Annotated in this window: 22 protein-coding genes and 2 tRNA genes; 5 read left to right on the top strand and 19 right to left on the bottom strand. The window is 60.1% G+C overall.

The window, feature by feature from the left end; translation table 11 throughout:
* Positions 1 to 121: 121 nt before the first annotated feature.
* Entirely contained in the window at positions 122 to 844 is a 723-nt protein-coding gene (locus ISP19_RS14360) for a hypothetical protein (protein WP_204683101.1), read from the bottom strand.
* 166 nt (positions 845 to 1,010) lie between these two features.
* Between ISP19_RS14360 and ISP19_RS14365 the strand changes: the two genes are divergently transcribed.
* Together ISP19_RS14365 and ISP19_RS14370 are read left to right on the top strand one after the other, a co-directional pair.
* Positions 1,011 to 1,589 carry a hypothetical protein gene (locus ISP19_RS14365; RefSeq protein ID WP_204683102.1) on the top strand — a complete coding sequence of 193 codons (579 nt, stop codon included), beginning with the start codon at positions 1,011 to 1,013 and terminating at the stop codon, positions 1,587 to 1,589.
* Between the two features lie 381 nt (positions 1,590 to 1,970).
* On the top strand, positions 1,971 to 3,626 hold the full coding sequence (locus tag ISP19_RS14370; RefSeq protein ID WP_379945567.1) for an MASE1 domain-containing protein: 1,656 nt from the start codon (positions 1,971 to 1,973) through the stop codon (positions 3,624 to 3,626).
* Here the strand turns inward: ISP19_RS14370 and ISP19_RS14375 are convergent, their stop codons facing one another.
* The 10 genes from ISP19_RS14375 to thrS all read right to left on the bottom strand — a co-directional run bounded on the left by ISP19_RS14375 (position 3,627) and on the right by thrS (position 13,071).
* The gene (locus ISP19_RS14375) at positions 3,627 to 4,085 is read right to left on the bottom strand and encodes a hypothetical protein (RefSeq protein WP_204683104.1); all 459 of its coding nucleotides are present in this window, start codon (positions 4,083 to 4,085) and stop codon (positions 3,627 to 3,629) included.
* Between the two features lie 1,107 nt (positions 4,086 to 5,192).
* A tRNA-Pro gene (locus ISP19_RS14380) sits at positions 5,193 to 5,269 on the bottom strand.
* A gap of 59 nt (positions 5,270 to 5,328) precedes the next feature.
* Positions 5,329 to 5,685, bottom strand: a complete 357-nt coding sequence (locus tag ISP19_RS14385) for a MerR family transcriptional regulator (RefSeq protein ID WP_115477489.1) — start codon at positions 5,683 to 5,685, stop codon at positions 5,329 to 5,331.
* The gene (gene ihfA / locus ISP19_RS14390) at positions 5,666 to 5,968 is read right to left on the bottom strand and encodes an integration host factor subunit alpha (protein WP_126674889.1); all 303 of its coding nucleotides are present in this window, start codon (positions 5,966 to 5,968) and stop codon (positions 5,666 to 5,668) included. The genes ISP19_RS14385 and ihfA overlap by 20 nt, the downstream gene beginning before the upstream one ends.
* A gap of 1 nt (position 5,969) precedes the next feature.
* Positions 5,970 to 8,348 carry a phenylalanine--tRNA ligase subunit beta gene (pheT, locus tag ISP19_RS14395; protein ID WP_204683105.1) on the bottom strand — a complete coding sequence of 793 codons (2,379 nt, stop codon included), beginning with the start codon at positions 8,346 to 8,348 and terminating at the stop codon, positions 5,970 to 5,972.
* 21 nt (positions 8,349 to 8,369) lie between these two features.
* Positions 8,370 to 9,365 carry a phenylalanine--tRNA ligase subunit alpha gene (gene pheS, locus ISP19_RS14400; RefSeq protein ID WP_204683351.1) on the bottom strand — a complete coding sequence of 332 codons (996 nt, stop codon included), beginning with the start codon at positions 9,363 to 9,365 and terminating at the stop codon, positions 8,370 to 8,372.
* A gap of 258 nt (positions 9,366 to 9,623) precedes the next feature.
* Positions 9,624 to 9,983 carry a 50S ribosomal protein L20 gene (gene rplT, locus ISP19_RS14405; protein ID WP_128898432.1) on the bottom strand — a complete coding sequence of 120 codons (360 nt, stop codon included), beginning with the start codon at positions 9,981 to 9,983 and terminating at the stop codon, positions 9,624 to 9,626.
* 16 nt (positions 9,984 to 9,999) lie between these two features.
* Positions 10,000 to 10,197 carry a 50S ribosomal protein L35 gene (gene rpmI, locus ISP19_RS14410; protein ID WP_019467379.1) on the bottom strand — a complete coding sequence of 66 codons (198 nt, stop codon included), beginning with the start codon at positions 10,195 to 10,197 and terminating at the stop codon, positions 10,000 to 10,002.
* Between the two features lie 405 nt (positions 10,198 to 10,602).
* On the bottom strand, positions 10,603 to 11,127 hold the full coding sequence (infC, locus tag ISP19_RS14415; RefSeq protein WP_338082389.1) for a translation initiation factor IF-3: 525 nt from the start codon (positions 11,125 to 11,127) through the stop codon (positions 10,603 to 10,605).
* Between the two features lie 42 nt (positions 11,128 to 11,169).
* A complete protein-coding gene (gene thrS / locus ISP19_RS14420) occupies positions 11,170 to 13,071 on the bottom strand; it encodes a threonine--tRNA ligase (RefSeq protein ID WP_204683106.1) in 1,902 nt (633 codons plus the stop codon).
* Positions 13,072 to 13,396: 325 nt separating this feature from the next.
* Here thrS and ISP19_RS14425 point away from each other — a divergent pair, with 325 nt between their 5' ends.
* A complete protein-coding gene (locus ISP19_RS14425) occupies positions 13,397 to 14,407 on the top strand; it encodes an NAD-dependent epimerase (RefSeq protein ID WP_204683107.1) in 1,011 nt (336 codons plus the stop codon).
* Positions 14,408 to 14,530: 123 nt separating this feature from the next.
* Here ISP19_RS14425 and ISP19_RS14430 read toward each other — a convergent pair whose 3' ends face one another.
* From ISP19_RS14430 to uvrB, 4 genes are all read right to left on the bottom strand, one after another.
* A complete protein-coding gene (locus ISP19_RS14430; RefSeq protein WP_204683108.1) occupies positions 14,531 to 14,983 on the bottom strand; it encodes a CopD family protein in 453 nt (150 codons plus the stop codon).
* A gap of 109 nt (positions 14,984 to 15,092) precedes the next feature.
* Positions 15,093 to 15,239: a hypothetical protein gene (locus ISP19_RS14435; RefSeq protein ID WP_204683109.1), complete on the bottom strand. Its 147-nt coding sequence runs from the start codon at positions 15,237 to 15,239 to the stop codon at positions 15,093 to 15,095.
* Between the two features lie 167 nt (positions 15,240 to 15,406).
* Positions 15,407 to 15,481: transfer RNA gene (locus ISP19_RS14440), tRNA-Val, on the bottom strand.
* A gap of 48 nt (positions 15,482 to 15,529) precedes the next feature.
* Entirely contained in the window at positions 15,530 to 17,563 is a 2,034-nt protein-coding gene (gene uvrB, locus ISP19_RS14445) for an excinuclease ABC subunit UvrB (RefSeq protein ID WP_204683110.1), read from the bottom strand.
* 129 nt (positions 17,564 to 17,692) lie between these two features.
* Between uvrB and ISP19_RS14450 the strand changes: the two genes are divergently transcribed.
* Complete coding sequence (locus ISP19_RS14450) at positions 17,693 to 18,253, top strand: GspH/FimT family pseudopilin (RefSeq protein ID WP_204683111.1); 561 nt, start codon at positions 17,693 to 17,695, stop codon at positions 18,251 to 18,253.
* A gap of 124 nt (positions 18,254 to 18,377) precedes the next feature.
* Here ISP19_RS14450 and ISP19_RS14455 read toward each other — a convergent pair whose 3' ends face one another.
* The 4 genes from ISP19_RS14455 to ISP19_RS14470 all read right to left on the bottom strand — a co-directional run bounded on the left by ISP19_RS14455 (position 18,378) and on the right by ISP19_RS14470 (position 20,988).
* Positions 18,378 to 18,881: a TPM domain-containing protein gene (locus tag ISP19_RS14455; RefSeq protein ID WP_204683112.1), complete on the bottom strand. Its 504-nt coding sequence runs from the start codon at positions 18,879 to 18,881 to the stop codon at positions 18,378 to 18,380.
* Position 18,882: 1 nt separating this feature from the next.
* Positions 18,883 to 19,779 (bottom strand): TPM domain-containing protein, encoded by an 897-nt coding sequence (locus tag ISP19_RS14460; RefSeq protein WP_204683113.1) that lies wholly within the window; start codon positions 19,777 to 19,779, stop codon positions 18,883 to 18,885.
* Between the two features lie 13 nt (positions 19,780 to 19,792).
* Positions 19,793 to 20,428, bottom strand: a complete 636-nt coding sequence (locus ISP19_RS14465) for a LemA family protein (protein ID WP_204683114.1) — start codon at positions 20,426 to 20,428, stop codon at positions 19,793 to 19,795.
* 185 nt (positions 20,429 to 20,613) lie between these two features.
* Positions 20,614 to 20,988 (bottom strand): diacylglycerol kinase, encoded by a 375-nt coding sequence (locus tag ISP19_RS14470; RefSeq protein WP_204683115.1) that lies wholly within the window; start codon positions 20,986 to 20,988, stop codon positions 20,614 to 20,616.
* Positions 20,989 to 21,238: 250 nt separating this feature from the next.
* Between ISP19_RS14470 and ISP19_RS14475 the strand changes: the two genes are divergently transcribed.
* Positions 21,239 to 22,789: a peptide MFS transporter gene (locus ISP19_RS14475; RefSeq protein ID WP_204683116.1), complete on the top strand. Its 1,551-nt coding sequence runs from the start codon at positions 21,239 to 21,241 to the stop codon at positions 22,787 to 22,789.
* The last annotated feature ends 118 nt before the right edge of the window (positions 22,790 to 22,907 follow it).

Below are 22,907 nucleotides of genomic sequence, written 5' to 3' on the forward strand. Positions count from 1 at the left end.
GCATCCATCGCTCTCGTCATGCCCATCCGCTCCTCACGATCATTCCGGCGAAGGTCGAAATGATGGTGAGGAGCAAACAGGTGTCGTGAAAAATATGCCCCCCAATGCGAGCAGCAGCGATTTACTTCACCCGCTTCGCCGCCACCTTTCGCTTCGCCGTCTTGGACGTTTTAGCCTTCTTCGCCGCCGACTTCTTCACTGCGGGCTTACGCCGCACGCTCGCATCGTCACTATGCAATTCATGCCGATGCTGCACGCGCAATTCCTCGCGAAACGCGTTGGCGTAGCTCTTTAGCTCCTTCTTCTTTGCGGCAGCCAGTCCCGGGGTGTGCTCCAGATGCTGTTCCATCTGCCGTAGCAGATCGTAATCGTGATAGTCCCGATAAGGCTTCAGATCGAGATCTGCCGGCACCTTGCTCAGGCGCTCATCACCGACCGCCTTCACGTACTTCTGCATGAAGCGGTCATAAGCCTTCCAAGTGACGTTCTGCGCATGCACCGCCGCTTCTTCGGCGCGCGTGGCAATCTGGTGTGCATGCAGGTAGTGCAAGCCCAGTTGATCGATCAGCGTCTTTTCCACCTCCTCGTGCAGGATCAGGAAACGATCCACATCAATGGTGCGGCCGCGGAAGCTGAATGACTTGGGCAGATGACGATCGATGTAGATGGTCTTGCCGTCCTGGCTGTAGCCGGCGAGGTAAGGGATGTCGTGCTCACGGTCGAGCTTCTTGACCCGGCGCAGGATGGCATCGAGCGCACGATCCAGCATCAGCGACGAGATGTACCAGTCAGGGGCCTTCAACTTCACATGCGGTGCATTGGGGTGACAGGTGTTCGACGGCATAAGCAGATCTCCTATCGGCACAATTAAGAGGCGGTGCCACCGAGATTAACGCGTCGTTCCGGCAGTTACATGTCCATGTGACACCGGGATCGGCAAAAGGGCGTCATGTCAGGAAGGCCCCAGACGCCCTTGGCTGCCCGGATGGAGCCCCAAAACAAAGCAATTGTTGTCGGAGCTTTGCCCGAGCGGACTCCAAAAACTATCCGAAACCAATGCTGTAAGGACGCAACTGGCGCATATCTGCGATGGCGTGCAAAGACTCCTCGACAACAACGCATCAACCATAGGTTCGGCAACGCTGCCTTTGGGCATGCGTGCTTTATCCGCTCAAGTTGATGACCCGCAAGGCCTCAAGAACCTGGATGAAATACATATTTCAGAGCAGTGGCTGCAGCGAAGCACAGATGAGGACCTTACAGGAACCATCACGCATGAAGCCTCACATATTTATGCCAATACTGCTGACAATAAGTACAACATTCCATACGATCCGCCGGCTTTTGAAAGGCTCGGTGCATTTAGTTCTTCAAATCCGACCAAGGCCCGGCAGATGTCGAGCAAACCTTCTCCGACAATGGGCCACCCGCCAGCATCGGATTTCGGTGATAGCAACGGGTATACCTTTACGAAGGCCGTGAACAATGCATCCACGCTGGAATATGCCACGCAGGTGCTGGCGAGCGTGCCGCCCTTCGACTCCGACAATCAATCTGACGAGGTGTCGTTTCTTGATCTGCCGCGATAATGTGCCGCCCTGCCGCGGGACTTCAGCTTGACGATCAGACTTTTTGGTGTGATGGATGCGACTGGCAAGTCGTTCTTGCGAGCAAAGGTCCGCCTGACCACTGCAGAAATGAAGAACGGCGCCAAGGCGTCGTTCTTCTATGTTGTCTACCGAAATCGACCGATCATCCTGATGGCTGGAAGCCTAAACCCCTGGTCTTCAGAGGCTTTTTTTGTGAAGCAGATCCCATTGCTCCTCACAACTCATCGTCGCACGAACTTGCGCCCCATGGCTACACGACTAATTCACGCTTAACATTCAATGATTGCGGATATGGGCCGATAGAAGGTTGGCCCATTGGGGAAAAACGCTTCACCACATCTCGGTCGAGGGGCACGGAGCATGGGGAACAGGCTGTGGGGCAGAGAGCTGCTTGCGCAAATTGGGGTTTGCGTTGGCTACGCATTGGCATTCCTGGCTATTCACTCAATCAATTCATACCCAGCTCACTGGCACCTCAATGCTGGTCTCGAAATCATCACTCTTCTCTTGATCCCCTATCGGTATTGGGGAGCACTGCTCGTCGGTGAGGCAATTCCTAACGCCTACGAGGCATGGCTGTGTCTTGCTGATTTCGGTTCAACATGGGTCGCTCTTCGCATGATCCCAGAGATGCTGCTCTGTATGCCCGTGGTGTGGCTGTACCGCAGCAAGCTCAATATCTTCCCGACGAAGCACTTGGTGAATATCAAGGCACTGCTGACGTGCGTGCTGATAATCTCCATCGTTCTTAGCGCCTACAGTTGCGCCCTAGTTTCTACTCTCCACATCACCAACGGCCCCTATCGCCACAGTCCAATGCTCGCAGGCATTTACTTGGCGGGTAACTATGCGGGTTTGCTAACACTTGTGCCGTGTGCGTTGATTGTCCGACTAGACTTCCGGAAGGGACGCTTCCACGAGCGCCTGAAGGAGATCTGGTCCAGCAGCAAGCTGCTGGCGGATGCATCGGGTCTTGCCTTGCCGGTTATCGCCTTCATGGCATGGATCGCCGGAAAGTCGGAGATGACGCAGGCAACAGTGATCGAGATGGCGATGCTCATTCCAGCCGCATGGCTGACTGTTCGACATGGGTGGCGCGCGGCGGCCTTGGCCGGCACCCTAATCATCATTTGCAATGGCCTACTGCAACCTGACCTTCCGACAACATCCAACGTTGTCGAGATCACTTTCGCGCTCTGTCTCGCCGTGAGCGGCCTTTACGCCCTGGGCGCTAAGGTTACGGCTCAAAATCTGAGAAATGAGCGTGAGCGTCAGGGCGTGGAAGCTGAGCAACAAATGGTGAGACAGAATCTAGCCGTCACTGAACGCCGGATGCGCCGTGCCGCGGAGAAGCTGGAGTTCGTGGCCGGATCACTCCACATTGCAAATAACAGGGTTCTCGACCATATGCGGCGAATCGTGCCCAACATCGAGTCCCATGCATTCTACAAACAGGCGATGGTGGCGCACGAGCAGGTCTACCAGCTTGCTGAGAGCCTCCACCCCTCCGCGTGGCGCGATCGAGGCGTTCCCGCCGCATTGAATGAGACTGTAGCTCGGGCGCTGGATGAGGCTGGCATCGCTTACAGCTGTCACATAGGCGGACGCGGCTTCACCTTGCTGGAGTCGTCAGTTATGACTGCCATCTACCGAACGGCGTGCGAAGCCATCACTCATGTGACATCGCATCTGACGTGTTCGCGGGTGCGCCTGGAAGTGCGGGCTGGCGAAACCAATAAACACCGTTGGGCGGTCATTCGGGTTGATGGGCTAATGGACCACGACGACGTTGCGAGAAGCGTTTATTACAGCGAGCAGCGTCGCGATCTCGGGGTGAAACTAGGAGCGCATCTCGCGAGCATTGAAGAAATGCGCAGCCAAGCTCAAGTGTTTGGCGGGCAAGTCCATGTACGAGCGACGTCCAAACACTTGAGGGTTACCGCACTACTTCACAGCCAAGCTGCAGAAGTGCGTCAGCAAAAAGCCTCGGCACCTCTGCGCTTGTGGGTGAACTGATCAATTCGAAACCGACTTTTCAACAGCGGAGCAACTCACGGGGTTGTCACATTTTTCCTCCTCTACGACGAACTGAGTCGTCCCGTTGCTCTGCGGAGTCGCCATCACCGTCGTGGTGGCGTCGCTATAAACCGTCTGCGCTGTTGATGTCGCGCCCGACGCCGTGGTTTGCACATTCTGCGAGTCAATACCCATCGGCAAAACCACCACGCCTCCGTTCGCCGCAGCAATCGCTGCATGCACGGTGCCATTCAGATCATTGATCTGGATATATTCGACGCCGTTGAGCACGAAGACGTAGACGTGCCAGTTCGAACTCGCGCTGAGATCCGCGGCATTGGGCCAGGACTGCCCCAGGCCTGTGGCCGGTGTCGAAGTCTGCGCAAAGACTGTGGACGTGAGAGAGAGCGCGACAAAACCAGCGAGCAGAGCTTTGCGGACTCCGAGAGTGCGTGACATGGGCTTCCCCTTTGAGGCCGGCAGACCACCTGCCGGATGCCCGGAATTTAGCAGTTAAATGTTGGTTTCGAGATGAAGGCAAACCGAACGTCTGACGCTATTGCGTGAAGGAATTGTCAATTCCGAGAGAGCCACACTTTGCAGACTCTGCTCGGAAGTGAGCAATGTTCAATGATGAGGTTCGATCAGCTCCACAAGCTTGGCCCCGATCCTGAGCTTGCCGACAGCAATCAAGTTTCCCCAGCCGCAGAAGCTTATTGTGAACCGGTACGACGCAACGGAATGTTGCGGTTTTCAATCGCTCAACATCGCTCATCGGTAATGTCGAAAACCCGCATCTCGTCTTTCTGTCGCATATCCGCACAACGCAACCCAGCGATTTCTCCAACACGTGCTCAGGAGCAAGTGCGGATCAGAGATGCCCCTTAACGACAATCCCGAAACGATAGGTCGCTGACAAGCTCTGCTTCTTCTCGGACTCTCACACGATGAACGTCATTGCGTACGGGGTGGTCTTGATCTCAACCCCTGGAAGCGGGCGCATGCGTTGATGAAGTCATCGACCACGCACTGTCCACGCAGGGGCTTCGCGAATATCGCGAACGTGCCTTCAGATGCACTGGAAGCGTTGGAGGCTGCTCGCCATCCTTCGCAACATTGCGCTGCTGATTCAGATGAAACGTGAGAGCACTCGGCGGAAGCGAATACGCGACGGTTTTCTTCCTTGCAGAACGACACGAAGCCGGGAGTTGTCCCTACGGCGGCGCGTGCTGCTCCATTTCGATCTGCGAGAACCATTTCGACTTGGCTGTCGTGCGCTTGCGTATCTCCCACCCGCCGCTGGTGCCGAGGGATTGCCAGTTTCTCGTTTGCAGAAGAGTCTGCGCTCGCGACTCAGACCAAGTAGCTCGGTGAGCCGGACAGCCCACATGGAAAATGCGGCCGCGCATAAAGAGATGGGTTTCGAAAGCCACGTTGTGGATCTCCGGTGGTGGAGATCCTGTGGGCTCTTCGGGGCCGGTGCAGTGCCGTGATATGGCACCCCGGTGAAGACCTTCGAAGATCAAGAAGTCACACCTGTGCGACTCCCTGTTTTTTTCACCGAATTGGTCGGGGCGGCGGGATTCGAACCCACGACCCTTTGCCCCCCAGGCAAATGCGCTACCAGGCTGCGCTACGCCCCGACTGATCCGGCAAAGAAAGAAATTGTAGCAGTTCCGGCGCGACTGCCGGAAGGCCAAGCTTAACGTCGCAGCAGAGCCAGTACTTCTTCCAGCTCCATGCGCACCTGGCGCACGATCTGATGCGACATGCTGGCTTCCATCCGGGCCTGCGGACCTTCCAGCCTGGCGCGGGCACCGGTGATGGTGAAACCCTCGTCGTACAGCAGGGAGCGGATCTGCCGGATCATGAGCACGTCGTGACGCTGGTAGTAGCGGCGATTGCCACGGCGCTTCACCGGATTGAGCGCCGGAAATTCCTGCTCCCAGTAACGCAGCACATGCGGCTTCACCCCGCACAGATCGCTGACTTCACCGATGGTGAAGTAGCGCTTGGCCGGGATGGCCGGTAGCTCGGTGTTATTCCCCTGATCCAGCATAGCCCTCGACTCTCACCTTGAGTTTCTGCCCTGGCCGGAACGTCACCACCCGACGAGCGGAGATCGGGATCTCCTCGCCGGTCTTGGGGTTACGGCCCGGTCGCTGGTTCTTCTTGCGCAAATCGAAGTTGCCGAATCCTGACAACTTCACCTGCTCGCCCCTTTCCAACGCCTCGCGGACCACCTCGAAATAGGCGTCCACGAACTCTTTGGCTTCCCGCTTGTTAAGGCCCACCTCGAGGAAGAGGCGCTCGGCCATCTCCGCCTTTGTCAGCGCCGCCATCTTATCCTCGCAATTTTGCCTCGCATGACGCCTCCAACGCAGCCACCGCATTTCGAACGCAGCGATCCGCGTCGTCGTCGGTAAGCGTGCGGGAAGCGTCCTGCAAAATCAAGCCCATAGCGAGACTCTTTCGGCCCGCTTCGACCCCTTTGCCGCTATAGCGGTCGAACAGACGCAACTCCGCCAGGGCGCCGCCCAGGCTTCCCCGGACGGAATGCTCAATCTGTGACCAGCTCACCTGTTCAGGAACGTCCACGGCAATATCGCGACGGACGGCCGGGAAGCGCGGCACCGGCTGCGCCTTGGGAAGGCGGCGACCGAGCAGCGGCTCCAGGGCCAGCTCCAGGACGTGCACGTCCGGCCCCAGGTCCAGCGCCTTGGCCAGCTGAGGGTGCAAGGCGCCCAGGTAGCCGACTGTCTCACCGTCGCGAGCCACCCGTGCGCCCCGCCCCGGATGCAACCAGCCGGGAAGACCATCGGCATGCACCGACCAGCGCTGCGGCTCGCCGCCCCATGCGATCAGTGCGTCCAGATCGCCCTTGAGGTCGAAGAAATCCAGCGGACGGACGGCCTCGCCCCACTGCTCTGCCCGCGCGCTGCCGCAAGCGACGATGGCCAGACTGGGGGTTTCCACCGGCGGGTTGCCCTCCGCAAACACGCGACCCAATTCAAACAGACGTACGCGCTCCTGCTGACGGGCACGGTTGTGCGACAAGGCTTCGATCAAGCCGGGCAGCAGCGACGGTCGCATCACAGCCAGATCAGCGGACAGCGGATTGGCCAGGGGCACCAGCTTGTCGCCCAATCCCCACTTTTCCAGCAGGGCTTGGCTGACGAAGGCCAGATTGACGGCCTCGTAGTAACCGCGTGCGGCCAGTTGCTCGCGCACCGACAGCTCGTTCAGACGGGCCTCCGGTTCGGTAGCGAGCGCCAGCGCACCGTCCGGAGTGTGGGTAGGGATACGGTCGTAGCCGTAGATGCGGGCCACTTCTTCGACCAGATCTTCTTCCAGCTCGATGTCGAAGCGGCTGCTCGGCGCAGTGATGCGCCAGCCTTCGGCCACGGTTTCCACCTGCATGCCGAGGGCGGTGAAGATGCGCGCGACTTCGGCATCTGCGACATCCACACCCAGCACACGCTTGAGACGGGCACGCCGCAGCGGCACGGCGGCTGGCTTCGGCAGATCCGACAGATTTTCGGCCACCAGCACCGGGCCGGCGTTGCCGCCGGAGATGGCTAGCAGCAGTTCGGTGGCACGCTCCAGCGCCCGGCGCGGCAGTTCTGGATCGACACCACGCTCGAAGCGATGCGATGCATCGGTATGCATGCCCAGTTTGCGCGCACGCCCCATGATCGCGGCCGGCGCGAAATGCGCCGATTCGAGGAAGATGTTGTGCGTGGCGTCGGTAACGCGCGAGTCGTAGCCGCCCATCACACCGGCAATGGCCAGGCCTTTCTTGTCGTCGGCAATCACCAGGAAGCCGGTATCGAGCTTCGCTTCGGAACCATCGAGCAGCTTCAGCGTTTCGCCGTCGCGCGCATGGCGTACGACGATATCGCCCTCCAGCCTGTCGTTGTCGAACGCATGTAACGGCTGGCCCAGTTCCAGCATCACGTAGTTGGTGACGTCGACGACCGCGCTGATCGGGCGCAAGCCGGCCCGGCGCAGGCGTTCGGCCAGCCACAACGGCGTGCGCGCCGCCGGGTCGATACCCTCGATGATGCGGCCGAGATAGCGCGGCGCGTCCGCACCGGCTTCGAGGCGGATGCCGCGGCGTGCTGCAGCAGTAACTGGCGCAGCGGCCTGCAGCGGTACTTTCACCGCGCTGCCGAACAGTGCCGCGACATCGTGCGCAAGACCGACCAGTCCGAGGCAATCCGGACGATTCGGCGTGAGCTTCAGCTCGATGCTGGCGTCGGGCAGACCAAGGTAATCGGCCAGCGACTTGCCGATCGGCGCATCGGCTGGCAGTTCCAGCAAGCCCGACGCATCGCTGTCGACGCCCAGCTCTTTGGCCGAGCACAACATGCCGAACGATTCCACGCCACGCAGCTTGGCCGCCTTGATCGCGATACCGCCGGGCAGGTTTGCGCCAACCGTCGCCAGCGGCACCCTGATGCCGACGCGCGCATTCGGTGCGCCGCAGACGATCTGCAGCAGCTCACCCGATCCGGTATTGACCTTGCAGACCTGTAAACGATCGGCCTCCGGATGCTTTTCGGCGCCGACGATTTCGGCTACCACCACGCCGCCGAGGCTTTCACCCAGTGGCGTGAGTTCTTCCACCTCCAGCCCGGCCATGGTCAGCGCATGGGCCAGGGCAGCACGGTCGGCCTTGATCTCGACCAGCTCGCGCAGCCAGTTTTCGGAGAATTTCATCGTGTTGTTTCCTGCGGCCAGTTACGCGAATTGCTTGAGGAAGCGCAGATCGTTTTCGAAGAACGCGCGCAGATCGGATACGCCATAACGCAGCATGGCAAAACGCTCAACGCCGAGGCCGAAGGCGAAACCGGTATAACGCTCCGGATCGATGCCGCAGTTCTTCAACACATTCGGATGCACCATGCCGCAGCCGAGCACTTCCAGCCAGCGCGCAGAGCCGTCTTCCGCATCCCAGCGAATATCCACTTCGGCCGAAGGTTCGGTGAAGGGGAAGTAGCTGGGTCGAAAGCGCATCTCGAAATCGCGCTCGAAGAAGGCGCGAATGAATTCGGCCAGCGTGCCTTTCAGGTCGGCGAAGCTGGAGGTTTCATCCACCAGCAAACCTTCGATCTGGTGGAACATCGGCGAGTGCGTCTGATCCGAATCGCTGCGGTATACCTTGCCGGGCGCAATCACCCGGATCGGCGGTTGCCGGCCTTTCATCGAACGGATCTGCACCGGCGAGGTATGCGTGCGCAACAGACGGCCATCGCCAAAATAAAAGGTGTCGTGCATGGCGCGCGCCGGATGGTGCGGCGGAAAATTCAGCGCCTCGAAGTTGTGCCAGTCGTCTTCGATCTCGGGACCGTCAGCGCGCTGATAGCCGAGACGGGAGAAGATCGCGGCGATGCGTTCGAGTGCACGCGTGATCGGGTGAATGCCGCCACGCTCGCCATCACGGCCAGGCATGCTGATGTCGAGCTTTTCGGAAGCGAGACGGCGATCGAGTTCGGCCTGCTCCAGCGTCTGCTTGCGCACAGTGAGGGCGTCGTTGAGGCGCTCTTTCAGGCGGTTCACTTCCGCGCCGCGCGTTTTGCGCTCTTCCGGCGACAACGTGCCGAGCGCTTTCAAGGCGGCCGTGACGGTACCGTTTTTCCCGAGCAGGCTCACGCGCAGTGCGTCGAGTGCTTCCAGGGTGTCGGTTTTGTCGATGTCTGCCAGCGCCCCGGAGGCGCGGCTATCCAGGTCTTCCATTGATGTCGTCCCGGCTTGATTCATGGTTTCGATTTTCCCCTTCTCCTGGGCCAAGGCATCGATACGTCCCAAGAAGCTCCATGCTGCCTCACCCTCATTTTGCGAAAGCGGGAATGACGGCAAAAGCTGAGATCACCGAAGCGTGTGGATACCCATGTGCTCTTTCAGAGGGAAAAAAGCAGAAGCTCAAACAAAAACGGGGAGAAGGCTTAAGGCCTTCTCCCCGCTTGATTCACATCATTCGTCAGTGTTCGACGATCAAGCGGCCAGACTGGCCTTCGCCTTTTCTGCGATGGCTCCAAACGCCTTGATGTCGTGCACGGCGATGTCGGCCAGCACCTTGCGGTCAACCGTGATACCGGCCTTGGCCAGACCGTTGATCAGGCGGCTGTAGGACAGGCCGAACTGACGGGCAGCCGCATTGATACGCACGATCCACAGGGCGCGGAACTGGCGCTTCTTCTGCTTGCGGCCGATATAGGCGTACTGACCGGCCTTGATGACAGCCTGGTTGGCAACGCGGAAGACCTTGCGGCGGGCGTTGTAGTAGCCCTTGGCACGACCGATGATTTTCTTGTGACGACGACGGGCGGTAACGCCACGCTTTACACGAGCCATGGTTCAGTCCTCCGCCTTAGAGATACGGCAACATGCGTGCTACACCCTTGGTGTCGCAGGCCTTGACGTGGTTGGTGGCGCGCAGATTGCGCTTACGCTTGGTCGACTTCTTGGTCAGGATGTGCGACTTGAAGGCGTGACCGGCCTTGAACTTGCCGGACGCGGTCTTGCGAAAACGCTTCGCCGCCGCGCGGTTGGTCTTGATCTTGGGCATGGAAATGCTCCTTGATGGGGCTCGCTTTGTGAGAGGCAGCCCGGTTTCTGACTGATCTGGCGGCGACTTGGTCGCTCTTTCCGTCCTGCCACGATCGGTTCACGACCCTTCCTTGCGGGTCGAACCGGCGATTATACGGACAAAGGGTGGGCAATGCCAGCAGCCCCTTTGTCAAAAGCTCCAAGTTGCCGTAACACCCCCTTTCCGGAGAGAGAGGGCTGAGGGGCTGAGGGGCTGAGGGGCTGAGGAGCCGAGCTGCCAAGGTGGCTGCTACAAGGCAGATTCCCAGCGCTGGAGCCTCAGAAGCCTGTCTCGATTTGCTGGGCCGGGGCTAGATTGGCTCCTCACCCTACCCTCTCCCCGGGGGGGGGAGAGGGGTTATGGCACAACGGGAGATCCCGCCGCTTACTTCTTCTTCGGTCCGATCATCATGACCATCTGGCGCCCTTCCAGGCGCGGGAACGACTCGACCACGCCGTTCTCGCCCACATCGTCCTGGATGCGCTTGGCCAAGTCCTGACCGAGGTCCTGGTGGGACATCTCGCGGCCGCGAAAGCGGATGGTGACCTTGACCTTGTCGCCTTCCTCAAGGAAACGAAGCATGTTGCGGAGCTTGATCTGGTAATCACCTATGTCCGTAACCGGTCGGAACTTCACTTCCTTGATTTCGACCTGCTTCTGCTTCTTCTTGGCAGCCTGGGCCTTCTTCTGGGCTTCGAACTTGAACTTGCCGTAATCCATGATGCGGCAGACCGGCGGATCGCCGTTCGGCTGGATCTCGACCAGATCGAGCCCTGCTTCTTCAGCGGCGCGCAGCGCCTCGTCGCGGGTCAGGATGCCGAGCTGTTCGGAATCCGGTCCGATCACACGCACACGGGGTACGCGGATCTCATGGTTGCGGCGGTTGCCCTTAGTTTCGGTGGTGGCGATACCACTATCCTCCAGAAGATGTTTTCGATCGGCCGGGCGGCATCAGCGCCGCGTCTCGGCCTCCAGGCGCTCGATGAAGCTGGCAAGCGGCATGCTGCCCAGGTCTTCGCCGGAACGCGTACGCACAGAAACCGAGCCCGACTCCCTTTCGCGATCACCGACCACAAGCAGGTAGGGAACTTTCTGCAGCGTATGTTCGCGGATTTTATAGCCGACCTTTTCGTTGCGCAAATCCGCCTTCACGCGGAAACCTTTGTCGACAAGGGCTTGCGTCACCTGACGGACATAGTCGGCCTGCGCATCCGTAATGCTGAAGACCTGTGCCTGCACCGGCGCAAGCCATGCCGGCAGGTTGCCTGCGTGGTGTTCGATCAGGATGCCGATGAAGCGCTCCATCGAACCCACGATGGCCCGGTGCAGCATCACCGGATGCCTGCGCTGGCTGTGCTCATCCACGTATTCGGCGCCGAGACGCACCGGCATCATGAAATCGACCTGCATCGTACCGACCTGCCAGGCTCGACCAATGGAATCCTTCATGTGGTATTCGATCTTCGGCCCATAGAAAGCGCCCTCGCCCGGCAGCTCTTCCCATTGCACACCGGCCGAGTGCAGTGCGGCGCGCAACGCATCCTCGGCGCGATCCCACACCTCATCGCTGCCAATGCGCTTGTCCGGGCGCAGGGCGATCTTCAGTGCGATGTCGTCGAAGCCGAAATCCGCATACACCTTCATGGCCTGCTGGTGGAACGCCGTCACTTCGGATTCGATCTGATCTTCCGTACAGAAGACGTGACCGTCGTCCTGCGTGAAGGCGCGCACGCGCATGATGCCGTGCAAGGCACCCGAAGGTTCGTTGCGATGGCAGCCGCCGAATTCGCCATAGCGGATCGGCAGGTCGCGGTAGCTGTGCAGATCCGTGTTGTAGATCTGTACGTGACCAGGACAGTTCATCGGCTTCAGCGCGTACGTGCGCTTTTCCGATTCCGTGAAGAACATGTTTTCCTGGTAGTTGTCCCAGTGGCCGGATTTTTTCCACAGACTCACGTCCATGATCTGCGGACCGCGCACTTCCTGGTAACCGCTGCTGCGGTACACACCACGCACGTACTGCTCCACCGCCTGCCAGATGGCCCAGCCGTTCGGATGCCAGAACACCATGCCCGGCGCTTCTTCCTGCTGATGGAACAGGTCCAGCGCCTTGCCAATCTTGCGGTGATCGCGCTTCTCGGCTTCTTCCAGCTGATGCAGATGCGCCTTGAGATCCTTGTCGTTCAACCACGCCGTGCCGTAGATGCGCGTGAGCATCGCGTTGTTGGAATCGCCACGCCAATAGGCGCCGGCAACCTTCATCAATTTGAAGGCGCGCAGCTTGCTCGTGTTCGGTACATGCGGGCCGCGACAGAGATCCGTGAATTCACCCTGCGTGTATAGCGACAGCTCTTCGTTGGCCGGAATGCTTTCGATGATCTCGGCCTTGTATTCCTCGCCGAGGCCGCGGAAGAACGTCACTGCGTCGTCGCGTGATTTCACGCTACGCGTCACCGGCAGCTGTTCCTTGACGATCTTTTCCATCTCGGCTTCGATCTTCAGCAGATCGTCGGGCGTGAACGGCCGTTCGTAGGCGAAGTCGTAATAGAAGCCATTATCGATCACCGGACCAATCGTGACCTGCGCACCTGGATACAACCGCTGCACCGCCTGTGCGAGCAAGTGCGCCGTGGAATGACGCAGGATCTCCAGCGCCTCGGGGCTTTTTTCCGTGATGATTTCGAGGCTGGCGTTATGGTCAATCGGGAAGCTGGCATCCACCAGCTTGCCGTTCACCTTGCCGGCCAGGGTGGCCTTGGCCAGGCCGGCGCCTATGGAGGCGGCCACATCCTGCACCGTAACGGAATGGTCAAAGGGGCGCTTGCTGCCGTCGGGGAGCGTGATTTCGATCATCGGGACATTTCTCTGAAAACAAAAAAGGGCGCCACGCGCCCTTTTGGAAGACCAAGGCGTGGCGTGATCAGTGTTGGTAGCAGGTAGTTGCCATGTCACACACTCGACCGGCGCCTTCGGCGCGGGCCACCTTGTCTCCGCAATACTAAGAAGCGCAACGCTAGATCAGGACGTTCCCAGTGTCAATTCAACCGTTACAATGCCGCGCAACAAACCCTGTCGTCCCGGCGCAGACCTGAACTCGGCGTCTTACCCGATAAATAAAAGACACCAGGCCCCGGCTACCGCCGGACGACAGCTTCAGGAACACTTCCAGGATAATTCGATGCGCATTCTCGTCACCGGTTCGGCTGGCTTTGTCGGCGCTGCCCTAACGGAACGTCTGCTGGCCCGTGGCGACCAAGTGCTCGGCATCGACAATCACAACGATTATTACGACCCGACTCTGAAAGAAGCTCGCCTGGCGCGATTTGCTTCGCATCCCGGCTATACGCACCTGCGCGTGGACCTGGCCGACGCCGAAGCAGTCCAGCGCGCCTTCCATGATTTCCAGCCCCAGCGCGTGGCCAATCTGGCCGCCCAGGCTGGCGTGCGCTATTCGTTGAAAAATCCGCAGGCGTACGTGCAGAGCAACCTGGTTGGCTTCGTGAACGTGCTGGAAGCCTGCCGTCACGGCAAGGTAGAGCATCTGGTGTATGCCTCGTCCAGCTCCGTCTACGGCGCCAATCGCAAGATGCCATTTGCCGTGGAGGACGCGGTCGACCATCCGGTCAGCCTGTACGCCGCGAGCAAGAAGGCCAACGAATTGATGGCGCACACGTATAGCCATCTGTATGGATTACCCACTACCGGGCTGCGTTTCTTCACTGTCTACGGCCCGTGGGGCCGACCGGACATGTCGCCGATCCTGTTCGCCGATCGCATCGTGCGTGGTGAGCCGGTCGACGTATTCAACTACGGCAACCACAGCCGCGACTTCACTTACATCGACGATATCGTCGAAGGCGTGATCCGCACCCTGGATCATGTCGCCCAGCCCGATCCTGGCTACGATCCGCTGCAACCCAATCCCGGCACATCGAATGCGCCTTATCGCGTCTACAACATCGGCAACGATCAACCGGTGCAGCTGATGCGTTTTATCGAACTGATGGAACAAAACCTGGGACGCAGCGTCGAAAAACGCTTGCTGCCGATGCAGCCCGGCGATGTGCCCGATACCTGGGCAGATGTATCGGCACTGCGGCGCGATGTAGGTTACGCGCCGGGCACCAGCATCGAAGAAGGCGTGAAGCGCTTTGTTGCCTGGTATCGCGAATACCACAACATCGCCTGAGACCAACGTAGGTTGGGTTAGCGCAGCGTAACCCAACGGAATTCGATCGAAGCGACAAACATCGTTGGGTTACGCGCTAACCCAACCTACCCGACCTACGTCAATCCACGTCGGGCATGAAGCTCAGAACGGCTTGGCGATCGCCAGGAAGATCACGCCGAGCAGCAGCAGCACCGGCAGCTCATTGAGCAAGCGCAAGGTACGTGCCGGCGGCAAGGCTCCGCCCTTCACGCTGCGCTTCACCAGTCGACCGCTCCATACGAAATAGATGAGCAGCAACACGACCAGCCCAAGCTTGGCGTGCAACCATCCCATCTCGCCCCAGTGCGGCAGAAAACTCGGGAAGATGTGCCATCCAAGCCAAAGCGTCAGGCCGAACAGAAAGGCGATGCCGAACATCATGTGCCCGAATCGATACAGGCGCAGGCCCATCAGCTCCAGCCTTGCCTTCACTGCAGGTTCGGCACCCGCCTCGGCGATATTCACCAGGATCCGCGGCAGGTAAAACACCGCGGCAACCCACGCCATGACAAACAGGACATGCAGACTCTTGATCCAGACATAGGCGTCGACCATGGCGATTCCGGGCAGCAAGGATGAACTGCACGATAGTACGTTGATCCGCTGCCGTCGTCAGCGCTTGCGACTACGCGTCACACAAGCGGCAACTTCACTACAGTGTCCATCATCGTTGCATGTCGCTTGCAATAGTGCCGTCAACGACCATGCTCGCTGCAAGCCGCGAAGTACTCTTGAGCTGCTTCTTTGCTGGCTCACGCTTGAAATACGGAATCACATCCACTGCCTGGATGGTCTGCCCGATGGTCGACACCTGAGATTTGCCGGGACATTGGCCGGCTAGATGACAGCGAATTTTTTGGCCCCATTGAGCGTCATTTGGGCAATAAAAAACCGCCCCTGCTACAGGACGGTTTTTCGTATCTTCGTCTGCTCGCCTTTCCAGATCGCGCTGTACTCGGGCCAAGGCGTTGATTTAATTGGTGGGCGGTACAAGGATCGAACTTGTGACCCCTTCCATGTCAAGGAAGTGCTCTACCGCTGAGCTAACCGCCCAAGAGCAGCGCAGTATACGGTAAGGCGCGAGGGCTGAAAAGGCTTTGCCTAGCGGACGGCCTTCTCGCGGAGCTGATGGATCTGGTCGCGCAGGCGGGCAGCCTCCTCGAATTCCAGGTTTTCCGCGTGCTTGCGCATCTCCGCCTCCAGCCGCTTGATCAGCGTCGAAGCCTGGTCCGCACTGAGCGCGGCGTAGCCAGCCGCTTCCTCGGCCACCGCGACAGCGCCCCGGCCCCGTGTCGATTTGCTGCGGCCACGGCCTGGCGCTTCGCTACGGGCGCCTTCCATGATGTCGGTGATCCGGCGCACCACCGACTTGGGCGTGATGCCGTGAGCGGCGTTCCAGGCGACCTGCTTTTCGCGACGACGGGCGGTTTCGTCCATCGCCGCCTGCATCGAGCGAGTGATCTCATCGGCGTACAGAATCGCCCTGCCGCGCACATTGCGAGCCGCACGGCCGATGGTCTGGATGAGCGAGCCGGTGGAACGCAGGAAGCCTTCCTTATCGGCATCGAGGATGGCCACCAGCGACACCTCGGGCATGTCCAGGCCCTCCCGCAGCAGGTTGATGCCGACCAGCACATCGAATTCGCCCAGGCGCAGGTCGCGGATGATTTCCACCCGCTCCACCGTTTCGATATCCGAGTGCAGATAGCGCACTTTCACATCGTGTTCGCTGAGGTACTCGGTGAGGTTTTCCGCCATGCGTTTGGTGAGCGTGGTGACCAGTACGCGGTCCCCCATCGCAATACGCCTCTTGGCCTCGCCCAGCAGATCATCAACCTGGGTCCGCACGGGCCGCACTTCCACTTCCGGATCGACCAAGCCGGTGGGACGCACCACCAGCTCGACCACCGCATCGCCGGATTTTTCCAACTCGTAAGGCCGCGGCGTGGCCGAAACATAGATCGAACGCGGCGCGCGGCGCTCGAATTCCTCGAAACGCAGCGGGCGATTGTCCATCGCCGACGGAAGCCGAAACCCGAATTCCACCAGGGTCTCCTTGCGTGAGCGGTCGCCTTTGTACATCGCGCCCAGCTGCGGGATCGTCACGTGCGATTCGTCCACGACCAGCAATGCATCCGGCGGCAGGTAGTCGAACAGCGTCGGCGGCGGTTCGCCCGGCGCACGACGAGTGAGATGCCGCGAGTAATTTTCGATGCCCTGGCAGTAGCCGACCTCGGCCATCATCTCCACGTCGAAGCGCGTGCGCTGATCCAGGCGCTGAGCTTCGACCAGGCGATTTTCCTTGTACAGGTATTCCAGGCGATCCTTCAGTTCTTCCTTGATCGTGTCGATGGCGTTGAGCACGCTCTCGCGCGTACTGGCGTAATGCGTACGCGGATAGACGGTATAGCGCGGCACCTTGCGGATGGTTTCACCGGTCAGCGGATCGAACAGCGAGAGATTTTCCACTTCGCCGTCGAACAGTTCGATGCGCAGCGCCTCGGTTTCTGATTCGGCGGGAAACACATCGATGATTTCGCCGCGCACGCGATAGGTGCCGCGCCGCAGTTCCATCTCGTTGCGGGTGTACTGCAATTCCGTGAGTTGCCGAATCAGCGCGCGCTGCTCGATCCGTTCACCGCGCGCCAGGATCAGGCGCAACGAAAGGTAGTCTTCCGGATCACCCAGGCCGTAAATGGCGGACACCGTGGCAACAATCAGCGCATCCTTGCGTGACAGCAGCGCCTTGGTCGCAGCCAGCCGCATCTGCTCGATGTGCTCGTTGATCGAGGCGTCCTTCTCGATATAGGTATCGGATGCCACGACGTAGGCTTCCGGCTGGTAGTAGTCGTAATAGCTGACGAAATACTCCACCGCATTGTGCGGAAAGAATTCCTTGAACTCGCCATACAACTGCGCCGCGAGTGTCTTGTTCGGCGCCAGCACGATAGTGGGACGCTGCACCTGCGCAACGACGTTCGCGATGGTGAAGGTCTTGCCCGAGCCCGTCACACCCAGCAAGGTCTGCGCCGCCAGGCCAGCGTCGAAGCCTTCGACCAGGCGCTTGATCGCCTCAGGCTGATCGCCGGAGGGTTGGTAGTCGGAGACGAGTTCGAAGCGGTCGCGATCGGTCATTGGCTTAGTCTGTGGGCTCAGGCAGGTATTTTAAATGACGGCTGCTGACACGGCCTGTCAGCAACGCCTGACCAGCGGCACGCCCGGAAGCTACTGGGATCGCCGGCCAACCGGCTTAGCATGACTGACATGAAGTCGTGGACCGCCCAATCGCCATTTCGGCGCATGCCAGACGGTTTTGGGCTGATCGAGCAGATCGTGTCCATGGTCGTACTCGCTGTGCTCACCATCATCGCCATCCCATCCTTCCGGCATCTGATAGACCAGCAGACACTACGCCAGGCACAGATGGATTACATTGCCGCCCTGCAGCACGCGCACGATCTGGCCGTGAATGAGCAAGTCCGCGTGGTGTTTTGTCCCAGCAGCAACGCATTGACCTGCAACAACGCCGCATGGAACAACGGCTGGTTGATCGGACATGATCCGGAAAACAAGGGGCGACCCGTGGGTGCTCCGCTGTATGTGGGCGGCAAGTACTCCAGCCGACTGAACATCATTGGCAGCGATAGCAAAAAGAGCGTGCGGTTTCAGCCGGATGGCACGGTGGGGGCCAGCAATCAGACATTGTTTATCTGTTTGCGTGGCGATGATTCGCATGCACTGAAGGTGGTGGTGGCGAGGCGCGGCCGTATACGAGGAGAAGTTGCCAGTCCGGTCGATGCAGCGGCGTGTGCGGGATTGGATTAAGCGGGGCGCCATCCGCCAGTACCTGTTACCTCAAGGACGTCCGGGCGCGGCGAGCTTTGTGCAAAAGACGCTGGGGCCGGCCTTCGCCGGGGCGACGGATGCGTTCATGGCGAAATGGCAATCATCAGAGCAACACCGGCCGATCCGGTAATTCATCCGGCCGGGCCTTGCCATGACTCGGAAAATGCTTCGTCAGCAACGTATGCACTTCGGTAATGCCGTGCAACGCACCGGCACGCCATTGTCCGGCAGCAAAGCATTCCTGCATCCCCTTGCAAATCGATGCCCACTCTTCCGGCTTCACCCGTCGCGCAATGCCGCGATCGGCAACGATTTCGATACGGTGCTCGGCCATCAGCAGATACAGCAGCACGCCGCAGTTGTGTTCGGTATCCCATACACCGAGTTGGCCAAACACCTGCCGTGCACGCGTCTGCGCGTCCAGCCCCGACCACACTGCCAATGGTGCAAGGCGCGATTCGATGGCGAAGCGCACCTCACCCAGATGCGTGTGTTCGCCATCCGCGATCGCGGCGGTCATATCGTCGAGCAGCTCGGACGGAAAGCGCCGATGCAACTGGAACCAGCCATCGAACAGGTTTGCAACCAGGCGTTGGGATGTGGACATATCACCAGTTCCCCGAGGCGCCGCCGCCACCAAAGCTGCCACCGCCGCCGCTGAATCCGCCGCCTCCGCCGCCAAAGCCACCGCCACCACCGAAACCACCTCCGCCAAAACCGCCGCCACCGAAGCCGCCCCAGCCGCCTCCCCCGATGGAGCGGCCGATGCCGACCGGCAACAGCATCAGCAAGCCGCCGATGATTCCACCGAAAATGCCGACGCCCACGGATGCCAGCAGCCACAGCAATCCGCCCACCACGAAGCCGCCGAGCGGTGCACGCACCAGTGCCGGCGCCCGCCCGAAAATGCCGCGCATGAAGAGCACCGCGAAGATGGCCAGGAAAAACAGCCCTTGCAGATCAGGGCCGTGCCGCTCGACTTCGTTGCCACGCACTGGCGGCGGCAACGGCTCGCCGCTGATCAATTGAGTCAGCGCACCCACGGCATCATGGATGCCGCCGACGTAATCGTTGACGCGAAACTTCGGCGCAATGTATTCGCGGATGATGCGCGCCGCGGCGGCATCGGGAATCGCTCCTTCCAGGCCGTAGCCCACTTCGATGCGCACCTGCCGATCATTCTTTGCAATGAACAGCAGCACGCCGTCATCGACGCCTTTGCGGCCAAGCTTGTTCTGCTCGGCCACCCGCAGGGAGTAATCGTCGATATCGTCGGGCTGGGTGGTGCCCACCATCAGCACCACCAGTTGCGCACCTTTCTGCTTTTCCAGATCGGTCAGTTGCGCATCCAGCTGGTTGATCTGCTGCGCCGTCAGCGTGCCGGTGAGATCGGTGACGTGACGGCTGAGCGTTGGCACGGCCGGCAGATCATCGGCGTGCGATGTCCATGGCGACAGCAAGGCTATCGCCAGCACCAGCCATAGGCGCACCCAGCGCCGGATCATGATGCACGCCCTCTCAGTGCGCCGAAGCGGCCGGGGCCGGAGCAGGCTGCGACTGGGCCGGCGGCGCGTTGGTACCAAAATCGACGGTCGGCGCGGTGGAAATGGCCTGTTCGTTCTCCACCGAGAAATTGGGTTTCGGCTGATAACCGAACATCTTGGCGGTGAGGTTGTTCGGGAACGTGCGGATCATCGTGTTGTACTGCTGCACCGCCTGGATATAGCGGTTACGCGCCACGGTGATGCGATTCTCGGTGCCTTCCAGCTGCGCCTGCAAATTCTGGAACAGACCGTCCGCCTTCAGGTTCGGATAGTTCTCGCTGACCGACATCAAGCGCGACAGCGCGCTGCCCAACTGGCCTTGCGCCGCCTGGAACTTTGCCAGGGATTGCGCGTCATCGGCATTAATCTGGATGCGGCCGACCTGCGAGCGGGCTTCCGTCACTTCGGTGAAGACTTTGTCTTCGTGCGCGGCATAGCCTTTAACCGTGTTCACCAGGTTGGGCACCAGGTCGGCGCGCCGCTGATATTGGTTAAGCACTTCGGACCATTGCGCCTTGACGGCCTCGTCCTGTTTCTGGATCGCGTTGTAACCGCAACCGGACAAAGCGGCGACCAGCAACATCAGCAGCAATACGCGGATGGTTTTCATCGAGATGCTCCCTATCTAATGAGAGATCATTGCAGCATCAGGATTACCCCGATGCAATCGCTTCGGACAGCAAACCGTGCTTGTCCTAGGCGCCAGGCATGCAGCGTCACACAAGCTGACGGCAAGCGGAGGATTTCTTCAGGTCCCGGCTCGACCCGCTTGCTGCCGAGTCGCGGCAGCTGCGGCTAGAACCAGCGCGGCCCCAGGATCAGCCCCCAGCTCAGCACCACCAGCACCAGCAACAGAAACACCGCGGCAGACCCCATGTCCTTGGCCCGGCCGGCCAGTTCATGAAATTCCGGGCTGACTTTGTCGACGACCGCCTCGATGGCGGAATTGAGCAGTTCCACCGACAACACCAGGATCACCGGCGAGACCAGCGCGATCTTTTCCAGCGCCCCATGCCCGACCCATAGGCCGATGGGTAGCAGGATGACCGTCAGCATGGCCTCCAGCCGAAACGAGGCTTCATGACGCCAGCCGGCGCGCAGCCCGTTCATGGACCACCGGAAGGCTCGCCACAGCTGACGCGGATCGCCGCGGAATCCGCTACCGGGCATGGCGGGAACGGTTGGCCGCTAAGGGAGTTACGGCGTATTTCGGCATGGCGGGCGGTACTCCCCAGGTACGGTCACGAGCGCGCCATCATGCCACAAGCCGCACGCCCTACTCCGTTCCGCAGGATTTTGCTTGCCGCATTGCAACTTTAAGCTAATGACGGATGGGTTACCCTTCGCCGGTTGTGCCCTGTTCAGGGGCGACAAAAACAGGCCGGTTTCGGCCTTGTAGTACACGTGCACGGAATACCCCATGGCAACTCAGATTCGTCCCGTTTCACAAACCCGCTCGTTCAGCACGGTTTTCCTGATCGAGATGTGGGAGCGCTTCGGCTTCTACGGCATGCAGGTGCTGATGGTCACCTTCATGATGAAGAGACTTGGCTTCATCGACACCAAGGCCAACCTGGTCTGGGGTGCCGCCACGGCCCTGATCTACGCCACGCCGGCGATCGGCGGCTGGGTCGGTGACAAGTTGCTGGGCACGCGCCGGACGATGCTGATGGGCGCAGTGATCCTGGCCCTCGGTTACACCTTGCTCTGGGTCCCTTCCGACCATGCGACCTTCACCTATGCCGCACTGGGCGTGATCATCGTCGGCAACGGTTTCTTCAAGGCCAACTCCGGCAACCTCGTGCGCAAGATCTACGACGGCGAGGATTCGAAGATCGACAGCGCCTTCACCATCTATTACATGGCGGTGAACATCGGCTCGATGATCTCGATGACGCTGACGCCATGGATCCGTGATGTCGTGGCCGCCCAATACGGCGATTCGATGGGCTGGCACACCGCCTTCGGCGTCTGCTCGATCGGCCTGATCCTCGGCCTGATCAACTATTCGATCATGAGCCGCACGCTCGCCCACGTCGGCTCGCCCGCCGACAACGAGCCGGTCAACAAGAAGCGCCTGCTGGCGGTGATGGTCGCCGCCGTCGCCATCGTGTTCGCCTCCATCCTGATCCTGCAGAGCGAAACCGTCGCCAAGTGGGGCGTGGTCGTGGCCGGCATCGCGATGTTCTTCGTCTTCATCTACATGATTGCGGTCAGCCACCGCAACGAGCGCTCCGGCCTGATCGCCGCGCTGGTACTGGTGGTGCAGACGATCTTCTTCTTCATCTTCTACCAGCAGATGTCCACCTCGCTGAACCTGTTCGCGCAGCGCAATGTGGACCTCAACTTCGGCCTGTTCGGCATCCACCTGTTCACCTGGATTCCCGAGCAGTACCAGAACCTCAACTCGATCTGGATCGTGCTGCTGAGCCCGGTGCTGGTCTGGATCTACAACTCGCTAGGCCGCCTCGGCAAGGATCCTTCCGTCGCCGCCAAGTTCGCCTGGGGTTTCGCCGCGGTTGCGGCGGGTTTCTTCATCTACGGCATCGGCGCCAAGTTCGCCGTCAACGGTCAGGTGTCCTCGTGGATCATGGTGTGGGGCTATGGCCTGTACTCGCTGGGCGAATTGCTGGTGAGCGGTCTGGGTCTGGCGATGATCGCCCGTTATGTGCCCGAACGCATGGGCGGCCTGATGATGGGCACCTACTTCGTGGCATCGGGCATCTCGCAATACCTGGGCAGCGTGGTGGCCAACTACGCGCATATTCCGGAAGGCCTGACCGATCCGCTGCAGTCGCTCGCGATCTATACCAACCTGTTCAACAAGCTGGGCTTCGTCGGCGTGGCCTGCACCCTGGTCGCCATGGCCGTGCTGCCGCTGATGAATCGCCTGTCGGCCAGCCATTCGGATGCCGCCACCAATCACGAGCCGCTGCCCGCCGTGCGCAGTGAGGAGTTCAATACTCCGTGATATCCAGGAGTGAGTGGAGAGGAGTGAGAGGTGAGCTTTCACGCATTCGCTCTCACTCCTTGGTTCTCGCCACTCACTCTTCGTCTTTATATCTTCTTACCAGCTCAAGCGACGGATC

Source organism: Dyella flava (assembly GCF_016904955.1).
In the GTDB taxonomy this organism is placed as follows: domain Bacteria; phylum Pseudomonadota; class Gammaproteobacteria; order Xanthomonadales; family Rhodanobacteraceae; genus Dyella_B; species Dyella_B flava.